This window comes from Sphingomonas sp. TX0543 (genome assembly GCF_048565505.1).
Classification (GTDB): Bacteria; Pseudomonadota; Alphaproteobacteria; order Sphingomonadales; family Sphingomonadaceae; genus Sphingomonas.
Genome location: NZ_JBLZUS010000004.1, coordinates 12,834 through 38,707 on the forward strand (window position 1 = coordinate 12,834; position 25,874 = coordinate 38,707).

Sequence of the window (25,874 nt, forward strand, 5' to 3'; positions counted from 1 at the left end):
TGGATCAGGCGGCTCGGCGCTGGGCGATGAGGTCGGCAAAGCGGTCCCGCACGGCGCGGGCGGTCGGAAAGCGGTTGGCAAGCTCGTGGCGCGCGAGGATCGGCGCGCGGGCCTCGGCAATGGCCGCGGCCTCGGGCAATGTCGGCAGGCGCGGCGGCCAGCCCCTGACGTATCGCAGGCCCTTGGGCATCGCGCCTTCGGCCTCGCGGCGCCGCTGGGCATCGATCTTGGCGGCGGCGATGCGGATCTGCAGGTCTGGCGGCAAGAGATCAGGTGCGGTGTCCGCGAGCCAGCGCGCGGGCTGAAATGAGAACGTGGACGTCGCCTCGAGGTCGCACAGGTGGATCAGAGCATCGCGGTTGGCGGGAGCGCTGGCCGATGCGCGGGCGTCGGCGATCGACTGCAGGACGCAGAAGCGGCAGGAAAGCCGCGAACTGGAGTAGCAGGTGTAGGCTTCGTGAAGCGGGATGCCGAGATGATGGTGCGCAGTGAAGACTTCGGCCGTCGTCCATTCGACGATGGGGTGCCAGAGCATCATGCGGGTGCCATGGGCATTTCCGGCACCGGCGTAGCGCGTGTCCGCCTTCCATTCGGGGGCCCTGGAACGCGCGGTGCTTTCATCACGGCGAATGCCAAGGACGTTGATGATGGTTTCACCGCGCAGCGTTCGCGCAAGGTGCGGGCCGATGACATGGGCCTTGGCCTCGGAGGTGCAAAAGCGCAGCGAAGCCGATGACCATGGACCGATCAGGTTGAAGGTTTCGAGGGCCTCGTAGCGCCGCTTGCCGTTTTCGAAGCGCTGTGCCCAGCGGTCGAACAGGTCGCCGGCATTACGGCGCACGACGCAGAGCGGTAGATCCGCAAGCGCTGCGAGCCGTTCGACCATGGCAGGGGTACTGTCCCATTCGGCGCGGCCGAGGTCGGCATGGATGACCAGGCGACGGTTACGGGGATGGCCGAGCTGATCGAGCACGATCGAGACGGCGAACATCGCGGCCGAGGAATCCTTGCCGCCCGAGACGTTGAAGACGATCCAGGCCCCGGCCTTGATCGCGGCGCGGATCTCGGCAGGCAGGGCGAGCGAAGGCAGTCCTGCCGGCGTGGTGCCGGCAGGCTGCAGATGCTGATGCAGCATGGGATCAGCGCGGCGTCAGATGGGTGGTGATCGCAGTTTCCTCGACGACGGGAAGCCTGCTGGCGAGGTCACGCGCGATCGCTTCGCGGTAGGCGACCGCCATCCACATTTCGCGGGGGTGGCCTCTGTACTCCTTGCCGACCAGCTCGATCTTGTCGCCATACTGTTCGATGCGCTGCCCGTTGTAGCAGACCAGGATTTCCCATTGGGTGACGCTGAAGCGCTTCTGTTCGATGGTGACAAGGGCGGGATCGAAGACCGGCCTGGGTGTCTCGGAAGGACCGGCGCCCGTTCCGAGCACGCGGCCGATGATGCCGGTGGTGCTGTGAAAATCGATCCCGGCTTCGGTGATGATGACGCAGCCGCCGCCAAATTCGTCAGGCCGCAAGGCATCGCAGGTGTGCGCCCATGAGAATGCGCAAGGGAGTGCGGATTTGCAGGCGGTGAAGATCAGGTTGGCCACCTGATCGACGCCGAACTGGTTGCCGCTGAAGCTGACTTTGCAGTGTCCCTCGGCATCGACTTCGCTGATGACGATGCTGCAGTCGAACGAGGGGAAGTCGGGATCGTCGAAGAGGTCGAGGAAACTCCCGAAATCGTCCCCGTCCTTGGGCGGGAAGAGAGCGGCGAAGCGCGGGCCGAGGTTGTCGTATTCGAGGTCGCGGGGAGTATCGCTCGCGAAATCCTCGACGATCTCGCTCGCGCGCAGCGCCAGCCTGACCATTTCGGCATCCTCGGCGGTCATCTCGAGGATGAAGGAACTGGAGAGGTAATTGTTTGCCATGATGGATCTCCTGAGCGGTCAGGCAGCATCGCCGGCGAGACGCGCGCGGGCGGTCTCGGCGAGCTTGGGGAATGCGGCCGAAAGGTTGGTGTGGATCGTCTCGAATGCGGGGATCGCGAAACGGCCGTTGGCGCCGGGGCGCGTGGTCAGCAGCGCGCCGATCGTCACTTCGTCGAGTTCGGGCTGGGGAATGGAGGCGACGTTGCCGTCATATTCGACGGGACAGGCAATCGCAGCCTCGATCCAGGAGCCGAGCCCCTCTTCTACGGCCTCAGCGTAGGCGACGACGGCAGGATCGTCTTCATCGTCGATATGCAGGACGAGGGTACGATAGGTGCCAAAATCATGCCGGTTAGGCTTGTTGGTGAGGCGGCATCCCTGCGGAGGAAGGCCATGGATGGCGATGATGCCGATCCGATATGCGTCGATCTCGAAGCGATTGACCCGCTCGAAGTCGGGGGTCTGGCCAAGCTGGGCGCAGTCGGCGTTCGCGGGCGCTGCGCCAATGTCGATGGTGTAGGACAAGGGAACCTCCGTCGATCCTCCATGGATCGCCCGTCCCCTTCCCCCTCATCTCAAGGGGCATCAGGCTCGATGGTGAAGTTCCAGCCATGGATATGGAGCATCTCGTTCGCGTCACGGTCGAAGGCCAGGAAAGTGTCATCGAGGTCGGCTTCGGGTTCGATCAGCAATTCGAGGGTATGGTGGGTACTGTCCGCGATGACGGCGCGCGTGTAACCGGCCTCGCGGGCTTCGGCCTCGGTGTGGATCGGCGGAGGCGATGCCTGGATGAAGGGCTTCGCAGCCTTCTGGGCAGGCCCATCGAAAGTGCCGAGGGTCTTCAGGCGATCGGTTTCCAGCGTCGCGCCAAGATCCTCGGGCAGATCGGCATATTCGGTCGCGACCGTGATCGCGGCCGCTGCAGTGGGAAGTTCGCCGGGGGCAGCGCCTTTCCAGATGTAGGTCGTTTCCTCCCCGTCGATACGGGGATGGGGCTGCATGACCTGGACGAAGAACGTGGCCAAAGGCCGGTCCCATCCGATGGCGACGCTGCTCGCAACGCCTTTTCCGGGAAAATCGTAACGGCTCATGAGGGTGGATCTCCGTTCAATTCGCCAGTGCGAGCCATTCCACATGCCAAGGGCGCGGGAACGGATTGTAGCGGATGAAGGCAGGGACAAGGGGCATGCCCATGGCAGCAAGGCTTTCCGTCATGGAAACCCGCTGGAGGGCTTCGGCAAGGTCATCTTCCAGCATCAAGTCCAGCATGGCAGCTTCGTGGACCTGTTCACAAGTGAGCATTGTCCAGTCCAGCGCATCGAGGAAACCCTCGCGGCGCTGGGTGAAGCGTTCGATCCGTGCGGCATCGCTGCGAACCTGATCGATAACCTGTTGTGTCGTGAGCATGGGATGTCTCCCTAAGCGGCGATGGGTTCGCGGCTGATCGGCGCCGTGGTCTCGACGGGCGCGGGCGATGGCACGATGGCATCGAGACGTAGATCGCGACGGATGCGGGCGGCAAAGCGGGCACGGCGGACAAAGTCGCGCATGGGCGCAAAGCGCAGCTTGTGGCCGGCTGCAGGACCGCGTTTGGCGAAGTATTGCACCTCGTTGCCCTCATGGAGCGGGCCGACGCTGAGCATGATCGAAATGTCATCGCTCGACAGCGCGACATATCCTGCGATCGCGGGATCGCTGGGCGTGGAACTGATGGTAAAGCTGCCGGGGGCGAGGCCGATTTCCAGGGCAAGCGCTTTCATGGCCTTGCGCCCGTCGGCGTGGAAGCGCTCCTTGGCAACCCGGTCATGGGCGACGCCGCGCACGGCCAGGGTAAGAAGCGCAGGGAAGCGTTCGAGTTCTGCCATGCGGCGGCTGCAGGAGAAGCGCAGGCTGTCATCATCGGCGCGGTCGGCGGTGACGGACGAGAAATGCCGCGCGAGAAGCGCGATCGCCGGGTCGTGATCGGGATCGACGCCGGCAACGCGGCAATCTTCCATGGCCCGGTTGAGGGCGTGGAGCGTCGCGGTGATGGTGGTCAGGCTGCTGGGGTCGATCGCCTGCATGTGACGGAACGGGACGTCGTAGGTCATGGTGGGGCTCCGGGTCAGACCGAGCGCATTCCCGCGCTCGATTTTCCCTTCCCCCTCCCCTTTTCAGGGCCTTGGTGCCTTCAGGGTGACTGGATAGTCGCAGTTAAAGCCAAAACTTGGGGTCAGAAGTTCAGACGATCTCGCTTAGAAACTCGAAAACGGTAGCAACTTCCTTCTTGGGTTCTGTCCCATTCCTGATGCTGTTTTTGTAGCAGGTGCAGCTTATTTTTCGTATCAATGTTGGCGTTAGCTCGATGCCTCTATCCAACGCTTCGGTCATTACCGCCTCGATGGTGTCGCCGATGAACTGGACGATCTCTTCGGAGGCGGCCGACGATTCACCTTCGATAAGCCAGGCCAGGTTCGTATCAAACTGCTGGCAAAACCTTTGTGCGACCGGAATTGGCAGATCGCGCAGTTCCAGTTCGTAATTTTTGTAGGATTTATCTGCAATTTCGAGAATTTGGGCTGCGCGTGCCTGCGAAATTTTTAATTTCGCGCGAACGCTGGCCATTCGTGCACCAATACCGGATGTTGCTTGATTGCTCACTAACTGGCTCCACAAATCCTGTATGTTCAGCGATGTGTCAAACATTAGGTGGTTTCGGGAAACCAGTCGACCTCGGTGGCCGTGCCGGTGGCCTCCAGCGCCTCGATGTCGGCGATTGTCCAGCATTTGCGGTCGGACATGCTGAGGTTGGCATAGCCGGCATAGTAGCGGCCCTTGTGCTCGATGAACTGCGTGTAGACGCGCTGCACGACAGCTTCGCTGACGAACCATCCGGGGCTGAAGCGGCTGTAGATGGGAGGCAGGATGCCGAGCATGTGCTCGTAGAAACGCTCAGTGACGCGCGTGAGCGGAAACTTCGCCATCGTGCGCTCGACTTCGCCCTTCAGGTAGGCTTCGCATGTCATAAGGAAGGCTTCGGGATCTTTCTGGCGATAGTCCGCCAGAGCCTTGGCATGGTCGATGCCTTCCGCGACATAAGTCTTTGGGTACTCGCTGCTGGTGGTCATGATGTAGTGATCGGACATGTCAGGTCTTCTGTGGTTGCCGCCCGTGATGCAAGAGGGTTTTGACCTTCTGAACTGGTGATCGAGTGCGGTCTTCTGTCAGGCCTTGATTACGGCGCTTTCGAAGGCCGCTGGCCGGTATGGTGATCAGCGGATCAGGGCCAAATCTCATTGGCGAGCTTTATCACTCAGAGTCCTGAACTGGTTTTCCTGATCCAGATCTGTTCGATCATTTTGCCCATTCGGGTCGTTGCCTTCTCACACCCCTTTCATCCAACCTGTCTAAGTTTGCCTTATCAGGCAGCCTTGACCGGCGTCGGATTCCTGTAATCTTCATTCTTGGTCAGCATGGCCCAGATCTGGCGTGCCATTTTGTTAGCCAATGCGATGGCGACCAGCATGCGCGGCTTGCGAGCCATCATGCGTGCCAGCCATGAGCTTTCCGGGATCGACTTGCGTCCCATCCAATTCAATCGCGACATCGCGCCAATGATCAGCATTTGCCGGATGTCGCTCTGGCCAGCCTTGGTGATCCGCCCAAGCCGTTCCTTACCGCCTGATGAAAACTGTCGCGGGACCAATCCAAGCCAGGCCGCAAAGTCGCGGCCATTGTTAAAGGTCGCCATTTCAGGCGCAAAGGTCTCCACTGCCATCGCCACTAGCGGACCGACGCCAGGCATGGTTTGCAATCGCTTCGATATCGGCGTGGTGGCTGCGAGTTCCTTGATCTTTGCGGTCTTTGTATCAATCCAACCACTGAGCGCCGCGACCTGATCGAGCATCGCGAGGCACTCCTCGCGCATCAAAGGCGGCAAATCGCTATTGGGCGCCTCCAGGATCGCGCCAATGCGGCTGACGTGCTGAATACCCTGAGGAACGATGTGCCCGAACTCATACAAGGCTGCCCGCAAGGCGTTCACTGTCTCTGTCCGCTGACGTACCAGGCGCTGGCGTGATCGATACAGGATCGCCGCGCTCTGCTGAGCCACGGTCTTGGGTTCGACAAAGCGCATCTCGGGCCGTTGAGCCGCCACCACAATCGCTTCGGCATCGGCTGCGTCGTTCTTCTGCCGCTTCACAAATGGGCGCACATAGCGTGGCGCGATCAGCCTGACCTCGTGACCAAATCCGCTCAACAAACGGGCCCAGTAATGGGCACTACCGCACGCCTCCATGACGACCACGGCAGCTGAGTGTTGAGCCATGAACACGCTAAAGGCCTGCCGCGACAGCTTGCGTTGAAACAGTATCTCGCCGTTCATCGACGCCCCGTGAATCTGGAAAACAGACTTTGCCAGGTCCACACCAATCATCGTATCGATACTCATGGTTGCCGTCCTCTCTGCGCGTAGCTTGAACCAAAACTATGCTGGCACAACTTGATGCCGTCAGGGAGGGCGGCAACCACCCCATCTCATTGCGCGCGTGGCTTGCGCGCAAATCCCGTTCCCCCTCTCCTTTCGCGGCCTCGGGTTTCAGGCAGCCTTGGGGCGACCGCAGTAGAGGTCGGCCGCCCACGTCTCGATCCAACCAGAGGTCACTTCATCGTGGGCCAGATCGCCGGTTTGTATAAGCGCGCGGATCTCGGCCTGTGCTTGCTGGATGGCGGCTTCCCATGGATCGGAGGGAATTTGTGAAGGTGCCGGTTCTGTTGTGATCGTGAGCGGGCGATGAGGTTCGTGCAGCCGGTCGAGCTGGGCGATAGTCCATCTTTCCATGTGGTCGGCCGCGAAGACATCGGTCTTCGACACCTGCCGGCGCAGGGCATCGCGGCGCGCGGCCGCGCCCCAGGCCTGGGAATCGAGTGAGGCCACGCGATGCGCATAGGGCTGAAGGTAGGGGATGGCCGCTCCCTTCACGCCGAAGAGGTGGAGGCGGGGGCCGGGGTTTGGCAGCACCGCGTCGAGGTGCGCGACAACAGCGATCAATCCGTCAGGGCCATGGATGTCGCGGCGACACATGGAGCCGACGCCGACGATCGTGCCGGGATTCATCGACCACGCCAGCATCTCGGCGCAGCGCTCGTAGTCTTCTGGATAGCGGCCCTGAAGGACCGGCATGAAGCGGTCGATGATGCCAAGGTCATAGGCGCGCGATCGGCATTCGCGGTTCGTCGCCACGGTGCGGGCGATACGGTCGAGGACTTCGGCGCGATCGGTGGCGATCTCGGCTTCGCAGCAATAGTCGGCGGCCGCGAAACGGCGGAAGGGATAGGATGCGGCGAGCGCCATGTAGTCGGCGATCGACCATGGATAGCCGCCATATCTGGACATCAGGACATAGCCTGCGCTGTCCAGATCGAGGCTTCTGAGCCCGTGGGCGTTCGCAAGTTGGCTAGTGCGCCAGCCATGCCATTCGCGCCAGCCCCCTGAAGCGGTGCGCCAGCGCGACAGGCAATTCGCGGAAATCAGCATGGGCTGCTGCATGATGCGCGCGCGTTGAAGGATCGGCCCTTCGTTGAGATGGGGCAGGCCGACGATCACCTCGATCGTCATGACAGGATCTCGGCGTCGAGTTCGTCGAAGCTGATGACGCTGCCTCGTGCATCATACCGGGCGGCATCGACCAGGGCCTTGAACACGGGGTCGGTGTATGTCGGACGGGCCAGATGATCGACGCTGGCGAGGCGATAGCCAAACACGCCGACCTTGCCGCTCGGCACCCAATCCGCCCAATCGCCATAGGCGGTGGTCACAACAACCTGACCGATGCGGGCCTCGAAGGCTTCGCGCTCGCGCCGGACATGGCTCTGGCGGGGTTCGATGGCCTCGCCGGCATAGGCTTCCCATCGCTCGGGTCGCCAGCTTTTAACGGTGCTGGTGGCGAGCGAGAGTTCGATGTCGAAGAGCGGATCTCCGGCAGCGGCAAACTCGGTCTGGAACGCCAAGATCACGAGCGACCAGTCAACGTCATGCTCGTACTCGGGTTCATCCAGACGCAGCGCCTCGGGCATGGCGGCCTGACGTGTTTCGGACAGGACAAACCCGCCATGCGATGCGGTCGTGACACGCCAGATGCCGGGCAGGCGCTGCGTGGCAGTGACGGTTTTGCCCCAGCGGGTCATCTCCGGTGCGGGGGAGGAAGCGAATGCGGGCATGTGTCTTCTCCTCGATCGTTCGCTTCCCCCTTCCCGCTCCCCTCATTCAGCCTCGGAAAGCCAGGCTGCCATGTTCTGGACGACGGGGCGCCGCTCGCAGTGCCGCCGAGCGCCCTCGGCGCTGTTGATGGCACTGTGAAGGCGGCCAGCGGCCTTGGAGGCCCCGGCCTCGCGCAGCAGGCCGCGCGCACGGCGCATGAGCTTGAGGGCGTCGTCGATCTGTTGTTTGGAACGGGGTGTTGCGGGTTTCAGGCGGGGCATCTCAAGTCCTCCTGTCTCTTGAGGGCAATGCGCGCTGCGACTTCGCTGGCCGTAAGATCGGCACGCTCGATCACACGCCAGGGCTGGATGGCATCGCCGGGGGCGATCATGACGGCGATTCCGGCCTGCATCATGCGCTGCGCGACACGGATGGCATTCTCGCGGCTGCAGAGGCGAGCCCGCAGCGGCGAGAGGCTGGATGGGGGCGTTACATAGAACGGGCACAGATATACGCTAGCGACCGTTGGTGTCGGAAAACACCTGTTTGCCGTACAGTCCCGCGAATGACGTGGTCTGGGACATTCCTGCCGGTCGGCGCCGCGACTGGGAATGTCCGGTTACGCCGACACCCGCCATTCGTAGATCCGCTTAAGCCATCTCGATCAGGTCCGAGCTAGCGGACTGTCCGGTTAGTCCGCTCGGGATCGTGCAAGGAGCCAAGCTGCCCTTCGTTCACCAAGCCCGAGATGCGGGTGCGAACGGCCGAGGTGGATCCGTTGGACGATGGGGACTGCCCGGAATCCATCCGTCAATCCCATAGAGCGGCCGTTCATTCAGCATCGCCGGCTCGCTGCCTAGTCGATCTTGTTGGACGTTGAGGAATGACCGGAATCGTGGGCTGGGTCGTGATATGCGGCCCTTGGTTCGGGCATTCCTCTTGCGGATCGGGTGAAAGAGTGGGGGGAATAATGCACCGCTCCTGTCTTAGGCTGTAAACTCATAAAGCTGTAGCTGCGCTATCTGCACATGCTATCATTTTCGTAAGGGGCCCCGAGAATCACTTGAGGATTGAGCGGCTCCGATCGGGGGCTCGGGTGCGATCATGGGGGCGGAGGACGAGCGGTGAGGGCGATGGAATGCGACTAGCCCGCTGGTGCAGCTAACTACAGAAGCATCAGCTGCCACTTGTTTGCGAGTTTTCATTCGAAGTCTGCCCTGTTATGCATTGCTGACCTTGATGTTCATGGCCAGCCAAGAACTCGGGTTGACCGGTAGGTCACATTTAATCTGGCGAGAGGAGTAAATGTCCGTCGTCAGAACATTCGGCACAACTCGCGGCGTAGATTAGCGGAGTGCGGACCTCGTCAGGGGGTTGATGTTAGGCGGCGAACTTGCGGTGCTGCAAGCGCCGATGTTCGATGGTCTGTCGCTTGATCCTTTCGCGCAGTTTGATGATTGCCGGTGCCCTGCCGAAGTAGGCATCGGCGGGCGTCACGTTGCTGAGGCTCTCGTGGTAACGCTGGTGGTTGTAGTGCTCGACGAAGGCCTCGATCCGGGCCTCGAGGTCGCCGGGCAGGAAGTAGTTTTCCAGCAGGATGCGGTTTTTCAGGGTCTGATGCCAGCGCTCGATCTTGCCCTGGGTCTGCGGGTGTAGCGGGGCACCGCGCACATGGCTCATCTTCTGGGCCTCGATGTATTCCGCCAGTTCGCCGGCGATGTAGCTGGGGCCATTGTCCGACAGCAGCCTTGGCTTGTGCAGCACCGTGGCGCTGTCGCAGCCCGATGCGGCCAGTGCCATGTCCAGCGTGTCGGTCACGTCCTCGGCGCGCATGTTGGTGCACAGCTTCCAGGCGATGATGTAGCGTGAGAAGTCGTCGAGCACGGTCGACAGGTACATCCAGCCCCACCCGATAATCTTGAAGTATGTGAAGTCGGTCTGCCACATCTCGTTCGGCCGGGTGGTCTTGGTGTGGAACTGATCGGCGGCCTTGATCACCACATAGGCCGGGCTGGTGATCAGGTCATGGGCCTTCAGAAGGCGGTAAACCGTGGCTTCCGACACGAAGTAACGCCTTTCGTCGGTAAAGCGCACCGCCAGCTCCCGTGGGCTCAGCTCGGACTGCTCCAGTGCCAGTTCGATGATCTGATCATGGATGTCAGGCGGGATCCGGTTCCACACGCGGCTCGGTGCCGATGGCCGATCTTCCAACGCCTCCGGTCCGCCTTCGAGGAACCGGTCGTACCAGCGGTAGAACGTCCGGCGTGCGATCCCCAGCTTGTCGAGGGTGAGCTTCGCCGGCAGATGCGACTGCTCGACGATCCGGATGATCTCGAGCTTCTCGGATGCGGGATATCTCATTCGTCGTCGCCCCCATCCGCGATCATGCTTTTTTTGAGCAGACGGTTTTCGAGCGTCAGGTCGGCCACGCATTCCTTCAGGGCACGGGCTTCGCGGCGCAGGTCCTGCACCTCGCCGCTGGTCGCGGCACGAGCCGTGTCACCCGCCAGGCGCCGCTTGCCCGCTTCCATGAACTCCTTCGACCAGGTGTAATACAGGCTCTGGGCAATGCCTTCCTTGCGGCATAGTTCGGCAATGCTGTCTTCGCCACGCAGCCCATCGAGCACAATGCGGATCTTGTCTTCGGCCGAAAAATGCCGCCGGGTCTGCCGCCGGATGTCCTTCACCACACGCTCAGCAGGGGCCTTGGCAGGCGATTTTTTCAAGGAGTGTTGGGGCTTCATCTTCGTTCCTTCGTCACTACGACGAAGCCCCAACACTCCTTAATTCACAACCTCAAATCTGTGCCATTGGCGCTGACGGGGAACACTGAAGCGCCTCGCAGGTAGGCCCAAATTCGATCGAAAACCGGCTCAGAAACAGGTCCAAATCCGCTCCGTGCGCGAGGCGTGCCACTATCGCCTTGAGTGGCACGGAATTGGTGGCGAGTACTGTCTCCAGCTCTGTGCGCGTTAATGATTGTGAACCGGACGAACCAGGAAAATAGCAAAACAGTCTGTAATGAACCTTCGGAGGGGCGCTATGATGAGAGAAATGCTCCAGCATCAGCAGGATTGGCTTGTAGACCTTTCCCAATGTGAACTTCTCAGCCTGCTCGTGATATTTGCACTGCACGGCCGTCGTTAGGTCCGGTGTCGTGACGTCGATGTCCTCGATCGCTCCCTCGATCGTTATAGTAGAGCCGTCAGTCGCTTCGAGGATCTCCGAAAGATATCGGAGAAACTGATAGACGTAACCTTTGATCGAATATTCGGCAGTCCGCGCCACAGCATTCATCCTCCTATGTTGAGCGTGGGCTGCTGGTCCCAACCGGTCAAGGAGAGTTCAAGCAGCAGGCGCATTGAGGCGGTCATTCAGCATGGCGGAAGAAAGGCTGATCCTATTAGCAGCGACATGGCGGAACGTCCGATCGCGGCAGGTCAGCACAATGACCTGCATCCGCTCGGCCACCTCGCTCAGTATTTCGACCATCAGATCGAGCCGGGCATCGTCGGCATAGACGAGTGGATCGTCCAGGATCAACGATACCGGCCGCCCCTGGTCGAGAAGCATATCTGCAAACGCGATCCGCGTCAGTACCGCTAGCTGCTCCTGTGTGCCGCGCGACAGATCGCTGCACCCTTCGCTGATCCCGCCGCGCACCACAGCTTCGAGGGTGAGATCCTCTGAAAAACTGAGGTCGCAGCCCGGCAAAAGACGCTCGATGTGCCGCTTTGCGCGCTTTGCGACCGGTCCGACGAACTTGGCTGAGGTCTCATCGCGCGCTTCGTCAAGCGTATCGCGCAGCAGTTTGAGCGTATCGGCCTCCTCGGTGATCCGCTGCAGAGCCGCGCGTGCCGCCTCCGCCTCTTCGCGAGCACCCGCCTCCCGATCGGCGAGACCTTTGCCGCCCTCACTCTCAATCGTCCCCTCCAGTCGCGCCTCGTCCATCTCGAGCTTGGTGCGTGCCTCCCCCGCCGCCTTTGTCCGCGCATCGATTGTCTCGATCTTCCGCGTGATCACCGCAGGGTCGTGCGCCGTAGCGTCGCGCGCGGCCTCCTCCAGCTTCACAGCTGCCTCGGCGGTCTGCTCACGGGCACGAGCCAGGTCCACCGCGAGCGTCGGGAATTCAGGACGGCTTTCAATCGTCTCGATCTGGGTGCCGGCGTTGGTGAGAGTGCTGGCAGCACCCGCTTCCGCGCTGGCCAGCGGCGCGTCCTCTTGTTCAACACGGCGCAGGGCTTCGACAGCGCTCTCCTGGGCACCTTCGGCCCGTGCAAGAGTCGTATCAGCCGCTTCCAAGTTTGCGGTAAGCAAAGCGATATCCGGAATATCGGCTTCCACGATGGCTGTCTCGTCGATCAGTCCGACGACAAAGAGCTTTAGCGCCTCTGGACCGGCAGCGAGCTCGATAATGTCATCCGAAGCGGTGACAGCCGCAATGCGCGCAGCGATAGTGCGCAGCTCACTCGCGGCGTCGCGCGCGGCGTCGTTCCGTGCGCGTGCTGCCGACAGGCTCTCAACTTCCAACTCTAACAGAGCGGACCTCTGGCGCTCCAGCGCTGAAGCCAAAGCTCCTTCGGCGCTCGCCGCGCCTGCCGGCGGCGTGATGACCAGCTCGGCACTCCCGAACCGAACGCGAGTCTCGCCTGTAAGAGCGCGTTCGCCGAGCGCCATCGGCTCGCCATCTATCGATACGCCGGCTGCATCGCCCACCAGGGCAATCCGCGTGGCGCCTGCGGCCCGCAACGCGCGCGCTTCAGCTACGAGCCGCTCGTTTGTCTCAAGCGCTTCCATGGCTTTGGTGGAAATGATCGTCGTGGCAAGAGCCGCAGCCTCTCCCTGAAGCCGCTCAAGGTCGATGAGTTCGGTATGACGCGCGTGTGCCGCGTCTACGGCACTACGGCGACGCGAGGCGCGCAAAACGACCTCGCCCGTGCTGAGAGCACGGCGAGCCTCCTGGCGGGCCGTGCGCGCAGCCTCCAGTGCGCTGCGTGTCTCGGCAAGACGTTGCTTCGCCGTTGCCAAGCCATCGAGAATTTCGGCGCGGCGTATGCGCGCATCGGCCAGCGCGAGTTCGGCGCTGTTCCGATCGTCCGTCGCCTTGCGATGACGATCGACAAGGTCTTCCAAGCTACGGGCCTTCGCGCTGATGGCCTCATGCTCGGCCCGCCGCGTTGCGAGGATTTGGGCGGCCGCGCGAGCTGTCTCGAGAGAGGCGGCGAGATCCTTCCGCGTTTGCACATCTGTGTCGTCCGCGATCTCGCGGTGAACGACCTTGAGCCGGGCCCGCGCAATTTCGAGCTCGGCGAACGTCCTTTCAAGCCCAGCCAGACGTTCAGCGGCGTCGCGCGCGGCCGCTTCCGCCTGCTCGACACGCTCGCGTGCTTCATTCTGTCGCCCGCGTTTTTGTCCGGTGGGGGACCAGTACCGCCCATATTGCTCGTCGATCCTGGATCGGACGCGCGTGTAGGCGGGGCCGCCCATGATTGAGCCGACTTCCGCTTCAAGCGTCGAGCGGACCGTGTCCCGCACGATCTGTCCTGGCCCGGTGACCGCGAGCGCCTCAGCTTGTGCGACCCAAAGAAGTCCGAGCGCGCCGTATGTGCCGGCATCGCCCTTCTGGCTGGTATCGCGTACTGACCCCAGCAGCGTGTGCAGGCGGGCTTCCGCTTCTTCGCCCTGTGCCTTGCCCTGTGGACCGGTGACCTCGATCGACGCGCCACGCAGGAAGCGCTTGGTCACCGTCCATGGCGCGCCATCGGCGTCGAACGAAACCTGAATCTCCGGTCCGACAGCTTCGCCATAAGGCGCGAACGATTGGGCAAGCTGGTTCTTCGTGCCGTGGCGAACGAAAAACGCCGCGCGAAGCGCCTCAAGCAATGTCGACTTACCGGTTTCGTTGGGTTCGATGACGATATTGAGACCGTCGGTCAGCCCCTCGATCGCCATTGGCTCCCGAAACTTGCGGAAGCCATCGACGGCGATACGACGCAGGTACAGGCTCATGCCCTGTCCTCCCGGCTATATTCGACGAAGAGGCGCTCCAGGGCACGCTTCGCGATCAAAGCGTCGGCACCGCCCGTTTCGATCGAGGCGGACAGCTTCGCCGCCGCGACGCCGAGCATGCCCTCTACCGAAAGGCTTGCGAGGTCGTCTTCGCTCGGGCGGCCGACAAGGTCGTCAGACCGAACGTCGAGATAACGGACCCGGTGCCCGACATCATTTTCCAGCCTGCCCAGCATCCCGACCCGATCCGTAAGGCTGGTGATTCCGGCCAGCGACAGTTCGAGGAGGGTGGACGGGGGATCAATGGATCCCAGCAATTGATCGCACTCGGCATCGAAACCGGCTTGGTCGTTCACCGTCCAGCTTCGCCTGATCCACTGGAAACGCCCCGTGCGGATCGGGGTGACCGACGGGTCGCCGCCTTCGGCTATATCGACGAGCAGCACGTGGCCGGGCTCGTCGCGCTGGAAGCGATCAGTTTCGGGTGTGCCGGCGTACCAGGTGCGCGCGTCGATATTGAGCGTCCCGTGCCAGTCTCCAAGCGCAAGATAATCGAGCGAGGAGCGACGGGCCCGGTCGGGCGCGATCTGGTTCTTGGTTTCGCCTTGGGTGCCGAAGTCACGGATCGATCCGTGCGCGAGGCCAATGCGAATGCGACTGCCGGGTGTCTCCATGCTGTCGAAGAGCTCGGTAGGATCATCGAGATTGTGGCGATGCGTAAGGGGCGCCGGCAGGAGCCAGATTCCCGGCTCGATCTCGTGAGGCTGCGCTTCTGCCAAGACGGTAATGCCGTTACCAGCGCGGTGACGCACGCGGTCCCAGAGGCCACCATTGCGCGCAAAGTCGTGATTGCCGGGCAAGAGCCACCACCGGCATGCATGGCGCTCCATTCGAGAGATCGCCTGAACGATCGTGCGGTCTTCTGGTCCCTCGGTGTCGAAGACGTCGCCGGCGACCAGAACGTGAGCCGCGCCGTGGAGAGCTGCCTCCTTGCCAATTGCATCAATGGCGTCGAAGCGTGCCTCGGACAGCGCGGCGCGTACCTCCGGCTCAAACCGGCCATACGGCTTTCCGAGCTGCCAGTCCGCTGTGTGAATGAGCTTCATTGTGGCTTCGCAGATCGGTGTGTCATCGCAATCCCATCGCACGGGCCCAGGCATCGACCTGACCAAAGGCATCCTGCTGCCACTCGTCCGGCGTTCGGCCGTCCAGGATATCGGAGCCTTCGACGAAATTGCGCACGCACGTCGGCCCGTAGCCGTCCGGATCGTCGAATTTCGCCACGACATGCGCGAAGCCGTCCCGGCCACTCTGATGCTCCAACAGCGGGCGGCAATCGTCCGCAAGCGCATCGATCCCGCCGGGATAATTCCGGATCGAGTAATAGACGTCGTAGGCGTCTTTCTGCTTGTACCGTCCGTCGAGCGCGAAGCCTTTCATGGCGAGAAGCGCCGGAATCGAGGCGACAGCGATCATCACCTTGTTGGTCCCGCCCTTGGGCATATCGCCTTCGATCGCGACGAGCTCGTGGAAGTGAATGGCAAGCTCCGCGCCCGACGCACGCTGGGTCGCGAATTCGGTGGTGAGCGGCGGCCGGTTCTTTTCCAGCACGGCGTCATAGGGCCGCAGGAAATCGACGATCACATCAATCGGCGGTCCATCGTCCTTCGGCTGGACCGTCCGGACCATCTGGAAATATTTGAGCGTGTCGCGGGGTGCGTACCCCTGTTCGTGGAGGGCATCGACGAGAGCGACATACTCCTCGCCGGCGGCCAAGGCCTGCGCGTCGAGACTGAGATCGATGTCGAGGGTGCCGACGTGGCGCATCTCGCTGTCCTCGAGCAGCAGCCAAGGCACGGCGCCGCCGATAACCGCGAACTTCCCACGAAAGCTGCCCAGCGTCTGGCCGATCTCAACGAGCACCGACTTCACAGCGGCGCTGGTGCGGTCGTCATAATCTGTGGCCGATTGCGGTTCGTCGTTCATGAAGGCCACCGCAAAAGCTTGTCCTTCAGATGTTCTGCCCCTTCGACGCCGCGCTCGCCGCCCGCCATGAGATCGAGATAGGTTTGAACCGGGCTCGTCGCGATGACCCCCGGTGCGACGGCCCGCGCGTCGTCGAGCACGCCATCTTCATCGGGGACGCGCACGACAATGTTCGCACCCTTTGCGGGTGCAGTCAGATTTAAGATTGTTTGCAAGGCGCCAAGGCCCTTCTCGTCAGCGTAGAAATAGCTGGTGCCTTGGCGAACGAAGGGCGCGTACCAATCGGCCGCGCTGAACGAGGCCAGCGCCACCCTTCCCTGCTCGGTCGCTAAATCACGCAGGCGCTCCGTCAGGGCTTTGCCATGGAGGTGGGTATAGAGGCGGACCTCCTCCCCTCTGGGCGGCTCATAGTTGCGGGCCCATTCGTCCAGCAGACCGGAAGGATCGACGAGCCGCAGCCCCTGTTCGGTCTGATCGGCCCATTCGCGTTCGCGCAGGGCGGTGCCGATCGTGCTGACCAACCCGAGGCTGACCTTGGCTTCTTCAGCAAGCTCGGTCACGCGCCAGGGCCGATGCGGCTCGTTCAGCAGTACGCGCAAGATCCGGGTCGACTTTGGCTTGAACAGGGTGCGCAGGGAACGTCGTTCGGGATCGGGTTTCCCCTCGACCTTGCGCTCGATGAAGATGGTATCGACAACGAGGCGCGCGTTGCCCTGAAAATCGAGGTAGGCGATGTCTTCCTCGCGACATGCCGCCTGCGCCTGTTCGGATAAATAGGGCGCGATGAACATCGGCACCCCCTCTTGGCCGGTCTGATCGAGATAGCGTTTGAGCTGGTAGGCCACTTGGTGCGCTATCCGGGGTTGCCCGTTGCCTTTGACCTCGACCACGATCTTGAGCGGTCGGCCGGCGAACTCGGTTTCCGCGACGATGTCTACGCCGCGATCAGCCTCGCCTGGCTTGCCGATCATCGTCATCTGGCCAAGGGCAAATTGGGGGATCGAGCCCAGGAAGGCCTTGAGCGCTTCTGCCGCCCGTCGTTCGGTGTCCATTGCGTCTTTCACCGAACCGTTGAAATCATGATTCGGCTGAAATTGCAAATTATTTCACTGAAACATGCTTTTCAACAAACCGTTGAAAGTCGCAGAATGGTGAAATGATCTATGGTCCCGGCGTGGTTATGAGGCTTTTTGAGACCAAAGGGCCCGAGCCGCTGCTTCGGTGATGGTGTACACCGCCTCGCGCTGAGCGCCACGATTGTGGTGGTCCACGCGGTAGCCCTGGTAGTGTCGTCGGACCAGACCGGCGCGCACGAGATCAGAAACGGCGCGGCTGACGTTGCACCGGCCTGAGCGCCGGACCCGTTCACGGACCTCATTGTCGATCGCCCTTGCGGCCTGCTCGGCGTCGTCTGGCAAGGCATCCTGCGCAGCAAGCGAAGCTTTGACCTCTTCGACGATGATCAGGCGACGGGCATCACGCTTTGCCATCGGAACCAGTGAATCGCACAACCAGTCGCGGAGCGGTACGCGAACCTCGTCTTCGGTATCGACATAGGGGCCCGCTGAACCGCTGTTCCCCCCGGCGGCTTTGGCAATCAGGTTGAGGACCATGAACGCATAGCGCGGTCGTGGCGAGAAATCCGCGATCCGTTCGATCAGCGCCGGCAAATTCAGGGGCTTGGCAGGCGCTCCCTGACCGACTTCAACGGCATCGAAAAGGTCGGCTTGGTGGAACATAAGATGAATCTTAGCATCGCTTGCGGCAATGTGAATCCCGTTCGTGCGTCTTTCGTCAGTTTTTTCTGCTGTGACACTTCTTGCCCGCTTGGCCGCTCGCGCGGCCACCGCAGGTCAGCCGCAGTTGGTATCTAGGCCTGCTCGACGGCCCGGAGGCGCTCGGTAACGTCGCTGACGCCTGGTGCATCCCACACATCATCGCGAAGGTAGAATTTATGGCTCTTCGTATAATCGACGAAGCTCGTTCGCTCGAACACCACGCTTGCAGGGATCAGCGCCGCGCGAATGACGCAGAAGTCGTCGTTGAAGAGAACGCCGGCCAATATATCGAAACCGTCCGTCGACCGGATCGCCGACATCTGACGCGACTTGTTGCGCCTGTGCAGCCGCCGGCCCTTGATCTGATAGCGGACGCCGTCCGAGTCCGCCGCGTCGAAGCCCTTCTTCTGTCCGTCGTCAGAACATTCGGCACAACTCGCGGCGTAGATTAGCGGAGTGCGGACCTCGTCAGGGGGTTGATGTTAGGCGGCGAACTTGCGGTGCTGCAAGCGCCGATGTTCGATGGTCTGTCGCTTGATCCTTTCGCGCAGTTTGATGATTGCCGGTGCCCTGCCGAAGTAGGCATCGGCGGGCGTCACGTTGCTGAGGCTCTCGTGGTAACGCTGGTGGTTGTAGTGCTCGACGAAGGCCTCGATCCGGGCCTCGAGGTCGCCGGGCAGGAAGTAGTTTTCCAGCAGGATGCGGTTTTTCAGGGTCTGATGCCAGCGCTCGATCTTGCCCTGGGTCTGCGGGTGTAGCGGGGCACCGCGCACATGGCTCATCTTCTGGGCCTCGATGTATTCCGCCAGTTCGCCGGCGATGTAGCTGGGGCCATTGTCCGACAGCAGCCTTGGCTTGTGCAGCACCGTGGCGCTGTCGCAGCCCGATGCGGCCAGTGCCATGTCCAGCGTGTCGGTCACGTCCTCGGCGCGCATGTTGGTGCACAGCTTCCAGGCGATGATGTAGCGTGAGAAGTCGTCGAGCACGGTCGACAGGTACATCCAGCCCCACCCGATAATCTTGAAGTATGTGAAGTCGGTCTGCCACATCTCGTTCGGCCGGGTGGTCTTGGTGTGGAACTGATCGGCGGCCTTGATCACCACATAGGCCGGGCTGGTGATCAGGTCATGGGCCTTCAGAAGGCGGTAAACCGTGGCTTCCGACACGAAGTAACGCCTTTCGTCGGTAAAGCGCACCGCCAGCTCCCGTGGGCTCAGCTCGGACTGCTCCAGTGCCAGTTCGATGATCTGATCATGGATGTCAGGCGGGATCCGGTTCCACACGCGGCTCGGTGCCGATGGCCGATCTTCCAACGCCTCCGGTCCGCCTTCGAGGAACCGGTCGTACCAGCGGTAGAACGTCCGGCGTGCGATCCCCAGCTTGTCGAGGGTGAGCTTCGCCGGCAGATGCGACTGCTCGACGATCCGGATGATCTCGAGCTTCTCGGATGCGGGATATCTCATTCGTCGTCGCCCCCATCCGCGATCATGCTTTTTTTGAGCAGACGGTTTTCGAGCGTCAGGTCGGCCACGCATTCCTTCAGGGCACGGGCTTCGCGGCGCAGGTCCTGCACCTCGCCGCTGGTCGCGGCACGAGCCGTGTCACCCGCCAGGCGCCGCTTGCCCGCTTCCATGAACTCCTTCGACCAGGTGTAATACAGGCTCTGGGCAATGCCTTCCTTGCGGCATAGTTCGGCAATGCTGTCTTCGCCACGCAGCCCATCGAGCACAATGCGGATCTTGTCTTCGGCCGAAAAATGCCGCCGGGTCTGCCGCCGGATGTCCTTCACCACACGCTCAGCAGGGGCCTTGGCAGGCGATTTTTTCAAGGAGTGTTGGGGCTTCATCTTCGTTCCTTCGTCACTACGACGAAGCCCCAACACTCCTTAATTCACAACCTCAAATCTGTGCCATTGGCGCTGACGGGGAACAATCCATCGCGACGGCTTGCTGTTCCAGCATGTGTCCTGGGTCGCAGCGAGGATGGCCGTTCCGAACGGATACATGACGGCGCCACAAGTGCGGCAGGCTGACAAGGGATTTGACGGGTTCATTGTGGATTTGGACGATGACGGCGAAGAAATCGTCCGGATCGTGCTGTGCGAGGACAAGGCCTCGAAATCGCCACGCGGTCTGATCACCTCGAAAGTTTGGACCGATATTGAAGCGATCCTGCGCGGTGAACGTGACGACGAGATCCTTGCCGACCTCGTGACGCTTCTCAAGAGCGTGCCGGGGATCGACGCCGAGACCGCAGTTGATGAGGTGTTCTGGGAAGGGGCACGGGAGTTCAGGGTCGCGGTGGCAACAGGAGAAAACCAACGCAAGGATGGTGAGTTCCAGCACATCGTCGCTGGCTTCAAAGCCGTAGCGGGTGGCGCGAAATCGTCCCGATCCGCCGGAGTGTTAGCGTTCGATGAGGTTCGAAAAGGGCTTGCTCTTCTTGCTGACGAGGTAGCTGCCAAGGTGGTGGAGATCACCGATGTTTGACTCTAGCTCGCGCGCGCTCCTGAGGCAGGCGCCGGATCTGCCAGGCTTGGACCCTGAGGCATTGGATGAACTTCTCACCGCCGCCCACATCGAACTGTCGACGATACGCCTGCTGGCCAGAGAAGGAGAGCCGGGCGCCGCAAGCGAGGTGATTGATCGGGTCAGACGCCTCGCCTCGACTTTCGAGGCATACGTTGCGCTCGACTTGCGCCCCGAGCAGACGCGGGCAGCTGCGTTCGTCGCGGCAAGCGCCCATCAGGTGCTCGGCCGCATCCGCGAATCCGGGACTCGCCGGCTAACGGTGGTATCGAGCGACACAATTAGCTCGACAATCTCCGCGACGCTCCTCTTTCTCATAGCTGATCGCGCCGCCGACGCAGCCGAAGTTGCCGGTCAGCTCAGAGCGAGAGGCGAGCCTCGCGCCGTCCGACGGTCGTTGATTCTCAGCATCCGCGAACTTGCGACTGGCAACCTTGGCCCACTGGTTGAACGAAATCTTGACGAGGATCGCATCGTCCAGGACGACAGCCGTGAAGTTGCCGCCGATCTGTTACTTCGGGAATGTGCCCGAGTAGTACAGGCACTCGGGCATGAGGCACGGGGCCAAGCGGAACTCGACATCGACATCCGCGGACGACTTGAACGCGTCATCCGTCTTTCCGAGGCCACCATCGTCGATATCAGCCATGGAGTAGGAGGGGCAGCCCACTTCCAGTTCGCGGGCCCGCACCACCTTGCCTCGCTCCTCAGCCGTCTCATCGACGGGGTCCAGGAAGCAATGCTTGTAAGAATACCGGCGCCGTCTGGAGCTAATTCGGAGGCATGGTCTGGGTGGCTGCACTCGCAGGCGCAGTCGCGTCCCTTCCTCTGGATCAATCACCTCAAGGCCGTCAGGACCGGCTACCTTAATGGACGCTTGTAGATCCGCGGAAATAATCGACAACTTCGTAAGCGCGATAGGCATCGCTCATCGACATGCCTTGGCGCACATAACGCGGCCATTCAGGAAACCTAAGGGCAGACACATACGTGTGACCCAGGCTGATGGGCACGCCATCTGCCAGGCTGCGCTGAAGTACCCGATGAACCGGAGCCCCCTCTGTCAGTTCGAGGGCCTGGGCGATTGCTGGTGATGCCGGGACAATTTCGTCCGAGAGGATCTCTCCGTCCGGTTCCACGCCTTCAGACAAAAGATTCTGACGAAACCGCGCTCGGCGCCCGACACGATAATTCAGCTTTGACGCTGATTCGACAAACGTCCCGCGTCCTTGCTCGACACGTAGCTTGCCGTCGACAGCGAGTGCTTCCACAGCCCTTCGAACAGCATACCGCGTCGCCCCAAACAGGGAGCAGAGCTCAGGCTCCGTCGGTAGCTTGGCGCCAGGCTTGAGCACGCCATTCTGGATTTCTGTCGAGATGGCGTCGCGGATCGTCTGCCACCCGGAATTCCGAGGTGCCGCATCATTCGGATGATTCATGATCCGTTCGTAGCACGATATCATTCGAATGTTAAATCCGACATCGATCACGGACCTTTAGTTGTTCGTCGAAGGTTGGCTGGTAAAACTCGCGGAAATCTGCGGACTTTTGCGAACGTCTGACCTGCGATCGTCAAATCATTCGGATGAATTTTTCCCCATGTCGTGAAACTATCATAATCCAACACTAGCGGGACATTCGAATGTTTCAGGGATGTCCCGGCGCGCAGGCCGGGGCGGGCCGGGGGCACGGTCAGCTGCGCGGACCAATCGGTTCAAACATGGATTTCACGAGGGTTCAAATGACTGTTTCCGCAACCGAATTGCTGGAGCGCTACGACTCCACCACAAATAAGTCGCACTATTCATCCGAACGAGTTTTCGGCGCCCGTCGCGCCAGCCTCCTTGGCGCGGCCTGCATCGTGGCTCTTGGCATTTGCGCTCAGCCAGCCATCGCAGACGAAGCCGCCGCTGACAGCGATGGCTCCGATATCGTCGTGACGGCAACCAAGCGCCGTGAAGAGATCTCGAAGGTGCCTATCAGCGTCGAGGCCTACAATCCCGAAGCGCTGGAAAAATCAGCCATCCGCAGCGTGTCCGACCTCGCCCAGATGACGCCGGGCGTCCAGTTCGACAAGTCGGCCGGATACTATGGCGGCGGTGCGCTGACCAACATCGCCATCCGGGGCATCAACTCGTCCGTCGGTCACTCCACGACCGGTATCTATATCGACGATACCCCGATCCAGGCGCGTGCCACGTGGATTTCGGGCTTCGGCAATCCTCTGCCCCTGATGTTCGATGTGGATCACGTCGAAGTCGACCGCGGCCCCCAGGGCACGCTGTTTGGCGCAGGCGCAGAAGGCGGTGCGCTGCGCTTCATCAGCCCTGAGCCCGGTCTCGATCATTACACGGGTATGGCGCGTACCGAGCTCTCGTTCACGCAGGGCGGCAGCCCAAGCTACGAAGCCGGCGCCGCGCTCGGCGGGCCCATTGTCAATGACAAGCTCGGGTTCCGGGTCAGCGGTTGGTATCGCCACGACGGCGGTTACATCGACCGGGTCGATCCGTTCAACCTGAAGACCGTGCAGGCGAACTCGAATTTCTCCGACTCCTATGCGCTTCGCGCTGCAGTGACAGCAGCACCGACGGAGTGGCTGAAGATCACGCCGTCGATCTACTTCCAGAAGGTCAATACGAACGACAGCGCTTCGTACTACGAGTACCTTTCCGATCCGAGCGAAGGCAAGTTCAAGAACGGGCGTCTTCTGCGTCAGCCTAACCAAGATCAGTTCGTGCTTCCCTCGCTGAAGCTCGAAGCCGATTTAGGCGGTGTTACGTTGACCTCGGTCAGCTCGTACCTCGACCGCAAGGGCAGCGTGCTCGCTGACATCACCAGCTTCTATGGCGCGGTAACTGTCGGTTATGGCAACCCGATGGGCCTCGCCTATCCCGCGCGCCAAACCGACGCGGCCTGGAAGGATGTCACCACCTCGCTGCACCAGTTCACGCAGGAAGTGCGTCTTTCCTCCTCGAACCCGGATGCTGCGCTAAAGTGGACCGTTGGTGCATTCTACTCCGACAGCACCCAGCACGACACCCACGTTTCGATCGACCCGTATTATTCAGCCTACCTCGGCATGGATCCCTACGTGTCCGAGTTCACCGGCAGCCTCTACTCCTACGACAAGCAGATCGCAGGTTTCGGTCAGGTCGATTGGGAAGTGGTCAAGGGCCTGACGCTGACGGCAGGCGCTCGTATCGCGAGCACCAAATCGAGCTTCTACCAGGAGCAGAGCGGCTACTGGACCGGCGGCCTGTTCCCGGTTTCGAGCGGCAAGAACCACGAGAAGCCATTCACCCCCAAGGTGGGCGTGACCTATCATGCCAGCCCGAACCTCATGCTCTATGCATCGGCCGGCAAGGGCTACCGCGTCGGCGGCACCAACATCCCGATCCCGCTGCAGACCGAAGAGGGCGGCGTTGGCTGCCCGGTTCCCTCGCAGCCGGCCTCCTTCAAGGCGGATTCGGTCTGGAGCTACGAAGCCGGTCTGAAGGGCAAGCTGTTCGGCGGCCGTCTGGGCGTGGACGCCAACGCCTTCCATATCGACTGGAACGACATCCAGCAGGGTGTCTATATCCCGACCTGCGGCTACACCTACACGACCAACGCCGGCAAGGCTGAGGTCAACGGCTTCAATCTCACCCTCAATGCCAAGGTGACCGACGCGTTCAAGCTGGGCGTGTCCGCCAGCTACACGGGCACCCGCATGAAGGAGACGATCGAGCAGTACGGCGTCATCCTGAACACCAAGGGCGATGTCATCGGCTCACCGCCCTGGGTCAATTCGCCCTGGGACCTGCGCGCCACCGCGGAATATACCTTCGTCCTGCCCGGCGACATCGATGGCTATCTGCGTGCAGAAGATGTCTTCCACAGCCGTAATCCGGGACCGTTCAACTCGCAGAACCCGGCATCGCCGGTGCTCTACAAGCCCGACATCCCGGCAAACCCGGCGACTAACCAGCTCAACCTGCGTGCAGGCGTGAACTGGCAGAACGTCGATATCGCGCTCTTCATGACCAACGCGCTGAACGCCCATCCGGCACTTGGCCGCTACCAGGACCTGGTGGGATCGGATCTCTTCACTGACACCACCTTCCGGCCCCGCACGATCGGCATGTCGGCATCGAAGCGGTTCTAAGTTCAATAATCACGGTCGGATCGGCGCTTGTCGATCCGACCTCTTAACCCGATTGCCGCCCAGATTTGCTAAGCATGATCTCGCAATGGGCGCTGGTCGATCAAAACGTTCACAGTGAGCGCACAAGCGCGAAGACCTGCCGGGTTGCTCAGGAACAGGTCTGCAAAATGCTCAGGAGTATGACATGAAGATCAGCACCGATCGCATTCTCACCACCCATGTTGGCAGCTTGCCGCGTCCGGCAAGCCTGGAAGCCAAGCTGCTGGCACGCGAACGCGGCGAACTCGACGCCGCATCGCTTGACGCGATGCCCGATGAAATCACGACTGCGGTTCGCGACGTGGTGAAGCGGCAGGCCGATCTTGGCATCTCCATCGTCGACGACGGCGAGATGAGCAAATACGCCTATGCAACTTATGCGCGTGACCGCATGACCGGCCTCACCGGCGTCGATCACCCGCTGGCCCTGTCCGAGCTCACCGAATTCCCCGAGTTCGCCAGCAAGATCGTGATGGAAATCAAGACCCCGGCCTGCGTCGGCCCGCTCTCCTATCATGGCGATGAGCATGTCGCGTCCGACATCAACAACCTGAAGGCCGCGCTTGAAGGCGTCGCGGTTGAGGACGCGTTCATGAATGCCTCTTCGCCAGGCATCATGGCGCATTACATGCCCAATAAGTTTTACGCGACGCAGGAGGAATACCTCTACGCGCTCGCAGACACGATGAAGCGGGAGTACGACGCCATCGTCGCCTCCGGCCTTCTCCTTCAGATCGACTGTCCCGAACTCGCGCTTGGCCGGCATTTCCGCGCGCAGCCGATGGAAGTCGCGGACTTCCGTAAGGAAGTCGCACTTCACGTCGAAGTGCTCAACCACGCCCTGCGCGACATTCCGGCCGACCGTCTGCGTCTGCACTTGTGCTGGGGTAACTACGAATCGCCCCACCACCACGACATCGACCTGCACGAAATCTTCGACCTGATCGTGACCGCCAAGCCGATGGCGATCCTGCTCGAAGCGGCCAACCCGCGCCATTCCCACGAATGGAGCCTGTTCAAGGAGACGCCGCTTCCCGAGGACAAGGTGATCGTGCCTGGCGTCATCGACACCTGCACGAACTATATCGAGCACCCGGAAGTGGTGGCGCAGCGTATCGAGCAATACGCCAATCTGGTGGGCCGCGAACGCGTGATCGCCGGTACAGACTGCGGGTTTGCAAGCTTCGCCTCCTTCCATACCGTCGATCCGGCAATTGGCTGGCGTAAGCTCGAAGCGATGGTTCAGGGCGCCGAGATCGCCTCGCGCCGCCTGTGGCGCTGAGCGAGACC

General features: G+C 61.6%; 26 protein-coding genes. 4 read left to right on the plus strand and 22 right to left on the minus strand.

From position 1 onward, the window contains the following. Positions 1-4: 4 nt before the first annotated feature. The 21 genes from ACM61V_RS19620 to ACM61V_RS19720 all read right to left on the minus strand — a co-directional run bounded on the left by ACM61V_RS19620 (position 5) and on the right by ACM61V_RS19720 (position 19,719). Complete coding sequence (locus tag ACM61V_RS19620; RefSeq protein ID WP_126849359.1) at positions 5-1,135, minus strand: phosphoadenosine phosphosulfate reductase family protein; 1,131 nt, start codon at positions 1,133-1,135, stop codon at positions 5-7. Between the two features lie 4 nt (positions 1,136-1,139). Continuing rightward, positions 1,140-1,880, minus strand: coding sequence for a hypothetical protein (locus tag ACM61V_RS19625; RefSeq protein ID WP_260591678.1), 741 nt, complete (start codon positions 1,878-1,880; stop codon positions 1,140-1,142). Positions 1,881-1,937: 57 nt separating this feature from the next. Continuing rightward, positions 1,938-2,444, minus strand: a complete 507-nt coding sequence (locus ACM61V_RS19630; protein WP_126849357.1) for a hypothetical protein — start codon at positions 2,442-2,444, stop codon at positions 1,938-1,940. A 50-nt stretch (positions 2,445-2,494) separates the two neighbouring features. Beyond that, the gene (locus tag ACM61V_RS19635; protein WP_185867736.1) at positions 2,495-3,010 is read right to left on the minus strand and encodes a hypothetical protein; all 516 of its coding nucleotides are present in this window, start codon (positions 3,008-3,010) and stop codon (positions 2,495-2,497) included. A gap of 16 nt (positions 3,011-3,026) precedes the next feature. After that, entirely contained in the window at positions 3,027-3,326 is a 300-nt protein-coding gene (locus ACM61V_RS19640) for a hypothetical protein (protein WP_126849356.1), read from the minus strand. Positions 3,327-3,337: 11 nt separating this feature from the next. Further along, positions 3,338-3,982: a hypothetical protein gene (locus ACM61V_RS19645; protein WP_419714589.1), complete on the minus strand. Its 645-nt coding sequence runs from the start codon at positions 3,980-3,982 to the stop codon at positions 3,338-3,340. A 157-nt stretch (positions 3,983-4,139) separates the two neighbouring features. Next, positions 4,140-4,559: a helix-turn-helix domain-containing protein gene (locus ACM61V_RS19650; protein ID WP_126849354.1), complete on the minus strand. Its 420-nt coding sequence runs from the start codon at positions 4,557-4,559 to the stop codon at positions 4,140-4,142. Between the two features lie 44 nt (positions 4,560-4,603). Then, entirely contained in the window at positions 4,604-5,044 is a 441-nt protein-coding gene (locus tag ACM61V_RS19655) for a hypothetical protein (protein WP_126849353.1), read from the minus strand. Positions 5,045-5,319: 275 nt separating this feature from the next. After that, a complete protein-coding gene (locus tag ACM61V_RS19660; RefSeq protein ID WP_419713774.1) occupies positions 5,320-6,351 on the minus strand; it encodes an IS110 family transposase in 1,032 nt (343 codons plus the stop codon). A 147-nt stretch (positions 6,352-6,498) separates the two neighbouring features. Continuing rightward, entirely contained in the window at positions 6,499-7,518 is a 1,020-nt protein-coding gene (locus tag ACM61V_RS19665; protein ID WP_126849352.1) for a DUF7221 family queuine tRNA-ribosyltransferase-like protein, read from the minus strand. Beyond that, the gene (locus ACM61V_RS19670) at positions 7,515-8,120 is read right to left on the minus strand and encodes a DUF7007 domain-containing protein (protein WP_260591677.1); all 606 of its coding nucleotides are present in this window, start codon (positions 8,118-8,120) and stop codon (positions 7,515-7,517) included. Before ACM61V_RS19670 ends, ACM61V_RS19665 begins: the two co-directional genes overlap by 4 nt. Before the next feature lie 42 nt (positions 8,121-8,162). After that, entirely contained in the window at positions 8,163-8,381 is a 219-nt protein-coding gene (locus ACM61V_RS19675; protein WP_126849351.1) for a hypothetical protein, read from the minus strand. 1,099 nt (positions 8,382-9,480) lie between these two features. Next, positions 9,481-10,844, minus strand: a protein-coding gene (locus ACM61V_RS19680; RefSeq protein ID WP_119592876.1) for an IS3 family transposase whose coding sequence is annotated in 2 segments (ribosomal slippage) — positions 9,481-10,496 and positions 10,496-10,844 — 1,365 coding nt in all. Because the reading frame shifts where the segments join, the coding sequence is not laid out codon by codon here. 52 nt (positions 10,845-10,896) lie between these two features. Beyond that, positions 10,897-11,388 carry a hypothetical protein gene (locus ACM61V_RS19685; RefSeq protein WP_419714590.1) on the minus strand — a complete coding sequence of 164 codons (492 nt, stop codon included), beginning with the start codon at positions 11,386-11,388 and terminating at the stop codon, positions 10,897-10,899. A gap of 57 nt (positions 11,389-11,445) precedes the next feature. Next, entirely contained in the window at positions 11,446-14,109 is a 2,664-nt protein-coding gene (locus ACM61V_RS19690) for an AAA family ATPase (protein ID WP_419714591.1), read from the minus strand. Further along, a complete protein-coding gene (locus ACM61V_RS19695; RefSeq protein WP_126849307.1) occupies positions 14,106-15,215 on the minus strand; it encodes a metallophosphoesterase family protein in 1,110 nt (369 codons plus the stop codon). Before ACM61V_RS19695 ends, ACM61V_RS19690 begins: the two co-directional genes overlap by 4 nt. A 22-nt stretch (positions 15,216-15,237) precedes the next feature. Next, positions 15,238-16,095 carry a nucleotidyl transferase AbiEii/AbiGii toxin family protein gene (locus ACM61V_RS19700; protein ID WP_126849306.1) on the minus strand — a complete coding sequence of 286 codons (858 nt, stop codon included), beginning with the start codon at positions 16,093-16,095 and terminating at the stop codon, positions 15,238-15,240. Continuing rightward, positions 16,092-17,147 carry a type IV toxin-antitoxin system AbiEi family antitoxin gene (locus tag ACM61V_RS19705; protein ID WP_260591670.1) on the minus strand — a complete coding sequence of 352 codons (1,056 nt, stop codon included), beginning with the start codon at positions 17,145-17,147 and terminating at the stop codon, positions 16,092-16,094. Before ACM61V_RS19705 ends, ACM61V_RS19700 begins: the two co-directional genes overlap by 4 nt. A gap of 126 nt (positions 17,148-17,273) precedes the next feature. Beyond that, on the minus strand, positions 17,274-17,834 hold the full coding sequence (locus ACM61V_RS19710) for a hypothetical protein (protein ID WP_126849304.1): 561 nt from the start codon (positions 17,832-17,834) through the stop codon (positions 17,274-17,276). 131 nt (positions 17,835-17,965) lie between these two features. After that, entirely contained in the window at positions 17,966-18,193 is a 228-nt protein-coding gene (locus ACM61V_RS19715) for a hypothetical protein (RefSeq protein ID WP_419714592.1), read from the minus strand. Positions 18,194-18,355: 162 nt separating this feature from the next. Continuing rightward, a protein-coding gene (locus ACM61V_RS19720; RefSeq protein WP_119592876.1) for an IS3 family transposase occupies positions 18,356-19,719 on the minus strand; the annotation gives its coding sequence in 2 pieces (ribosomal slippage) (positions 18,356-19,371 and positions 19,371-19,719; 1,365 coding nt in all). 157 nt (positions 19,720-19,876) lie between these two features. On the opposite strand from ACM61V_RS19720, the gene ACM61V_RS19725 reads away from it, so the two are divergent. Together ACM61V_RS19725 and ACM61V_RS19730 are read left to right on the plus strand one after the other, a co-directional pair. Continuing rightward, on the plus strand, positions 19,877-20,362 hold the full coding sequence (locus ACM61V_RS19725; RefSeq protein ID WP_419714593.1) for a hypothetical protein: 486 nt from the start codon (positions 19,877-19,879) through the stop codon (positions 20,360-20,362). Continuing rightward, on the plus strand, positions 20,355-21,284 hold the full coding sequence (locus tag ACM61V_RS19730) for a hypothetical protein (protein ID WP_185867743.1): 930 nt from the start codon (positions 20,355-20,357) through the stop codon (positions 21,282-21,284). Before ACM61V_RS19725 ends, ACM61V_RS19730 begins: the two co-directional genes overlap by 8 nt. Here ACM61V_RS19730 and ACM61V_RS19735 read toward each other — a convergent pair. After that, the gene (locus tag ACM61V_RS19735) at positions 21,268-21,840 is read right to left on the minus strand and encodes a GntR family transcriptional regulator (protein WP_171007696.1); all 573 of its coding nucleotides are present in this window, start codon (positions 21,838-21,840) and stop codon (positions 21,268-21,270) included. The genes ACM61V_RS19730 and ACM61V_RS19735 overlap by 17 nt on opposite strands. 302 nt (positions 21,841-22,142) lie before the next feature. On the opposite strand from ACM61V_RS19735, the gene ACM61V_RS19740 reads away from it, so the two are divergent. Together ACM61V_RS19740 and ACM61V_RS19745 are read left to right on the plus strand one after the other, a co-directional pair. Next, positions 22,143-24,545, plus strand: a complete 2,403-nt coding sequence (locus tag ACM61V_RS19740) for a TonB-dependent receptor (RefSeq protein ID WP_419713685.1) — start codon at positions 22,143-22,145, stop codon at positions 24,543-24,545. A 184-nt stretch (positions 24,546-24,729) separates the two neighbouring features. Beyond that, entirely contained in the window at positions 24,730-25,866 is a 1,137-nt protein-coding gene (locus tag ACM61V_RS19745) for a cobalamin-independent methionine synthase II family protein (RefSeq protein WP_419713684.1), read from the plus strand. Positions 25,867-25,874: the final 8 nt, after the last annotated feature.

Bases quoted from the DNA above. Each gene is read 5' to 3' on its own strand.
- ACM61V_RS19620 (WP_126849359.1), bottom strand. From the start codon at position 1,135: ATGCTGCATCAGCATCTGCAGCCTGCCGGCACCACGCCGGCAGGACTG.
- ACM61V_RS19625 (WP_260591678.1), bottom strand. From the start codon at position 1,880: ATGACCGCCGAGGATGCCGAAATGGTCAGGCTGGCGCTGCGCGCGAGC.
- ACM61V_RS19635 (WP_185867736.1), bottom strand. From the start codon at position 3,010: ATGAGCCGTTACGATTTTCCCGGAAAAGGCGTTGCGAGCAGCGTCGCC.
- ACM61V_RS19640 (WP_126849356.1), bottom strand. From the start codon at position 3,326: ATGCTCACGACACAACAGGTTATCGATCAGGTTCGCAGCGATGCCGCA.
- ACM61V_RS19645 (WP_419714589.1), bottom strand. From the start codon at position 3,982: ATGCAGGCGATCGACCCCAGCAGCCTGACCACCATCACCGCGACGCTC.
- ACM61V_RS19655 (WP_126849353.1), bottom strand. From the start codon at position 5,044: ATGTCCGATCACTACATCATGACCACCAGCAGCGAGTACCCAAAGACT.
- ACM61V_RS19660 (WP_419713774.1), bottom strand. From the start codon at position 6,351: ATGAGTATCGATACGATGATTGGTGTGGACCTGGCAAAGTCTGTTTTC.
- ACM61V_RS19665 (WP_126849352.1), bottom strand. From the start codon at position 7,518: ATGACGATCGAGGTGATCGTCGGCCTGCCCCATCTCAACGAAGGGCCG.
- ACM61V_RS19670 (WP_260591677.1), bottom strand. From the start codon at position 8,120: ATGCCCGCATTCGCTTCCTCCCCCGCACCGGAGATGACCCGCTGGGGC.
- ACM61V_RS19675 (WP_126849351.1), bottom strand. From the start codon at position 8,381: ATGCCCCGCCTGAAACCCGCAACACCCCGTTCCAAACAACAGATCGAC.
- ACM61V_RS19690 (WP_419714591.1), bottom strand. From the start codon at position 14,109: ATGAGCCTGTACCTGCGTCGTATCGCCGTCGATGGCTTCCGCAAGTTT.
- ACM61V_RS19695 (WP_126849307.1), bottom strand. From the start codon at position 15,215: ATGAAGCTCATTCACACAGCGGACTGGCAGCTCGGAAAGCCGTATGGC.
- ACM61V_RS19700 (WP_126849306.1), bottom strand. From the start codon at position 16,095: ATGAACGACGAACCGCAATCGGCCACAGATTATGACGACCGCACCAGC.
- ACM61V_RS19705 (WP_260591670.1), bottom strand. From the start codon at position 17,147: ATGGACACCGAACGACGGGCGGCAGAAGCGCTCAAGGCCTTCCTGGGC.
- ACM61V_RS19710 (WP_126849304.1), bottom strand. From the start codon at position 17,834: ATGTTCCACCAAGCCGACCTTTTCGATGCCGTTGAAGTCGGTCAGGGA.
- ACM61V_RS19715 (WP_419714592.1), bottom strand. From the start codon at position 18,193: ATGTCGGCGATCCGGTCGACGGACGGTTTCGATATATTGGCCGGCGTT.
- ACM61V_RS19725 (WP_419714593.1), top strand. From the start codon at position 19,877: ATGACGGCGCCACAAGTGCGGCAGGCTGACAAGGGATTTGACGGGTTC.
- ACM61V_RS19730 (WP_185867743.1), top strand. From the start codon at position 20,355: ATGTTTGACTCTAGCTCGCGCGCGCTCCTGAGGCAGGCGCCGGATCTG.
- ACM61V_RS19735 (WP_171007696.1), bottom strand. From the start codon at position 21,840: ATGAATCATCCGAATGATGCGGCACCTCGGAATTCCGGGTGGCAGACG.
- ACM61V_RS19740 (WP_419713685.1), top strand. From the start codon at position 22,143: ATGACTGTTTCCGCAACCGAATTGCTGGAGCGCTACGACTCCACCACA.
- ACM61V_RS19745 (WP_419713684.1), top strand. From the start codon at position 24,730: ATGAAGATCAGCACCGATCGCATTCTCACCACCCATGTTGGCAGCTTG.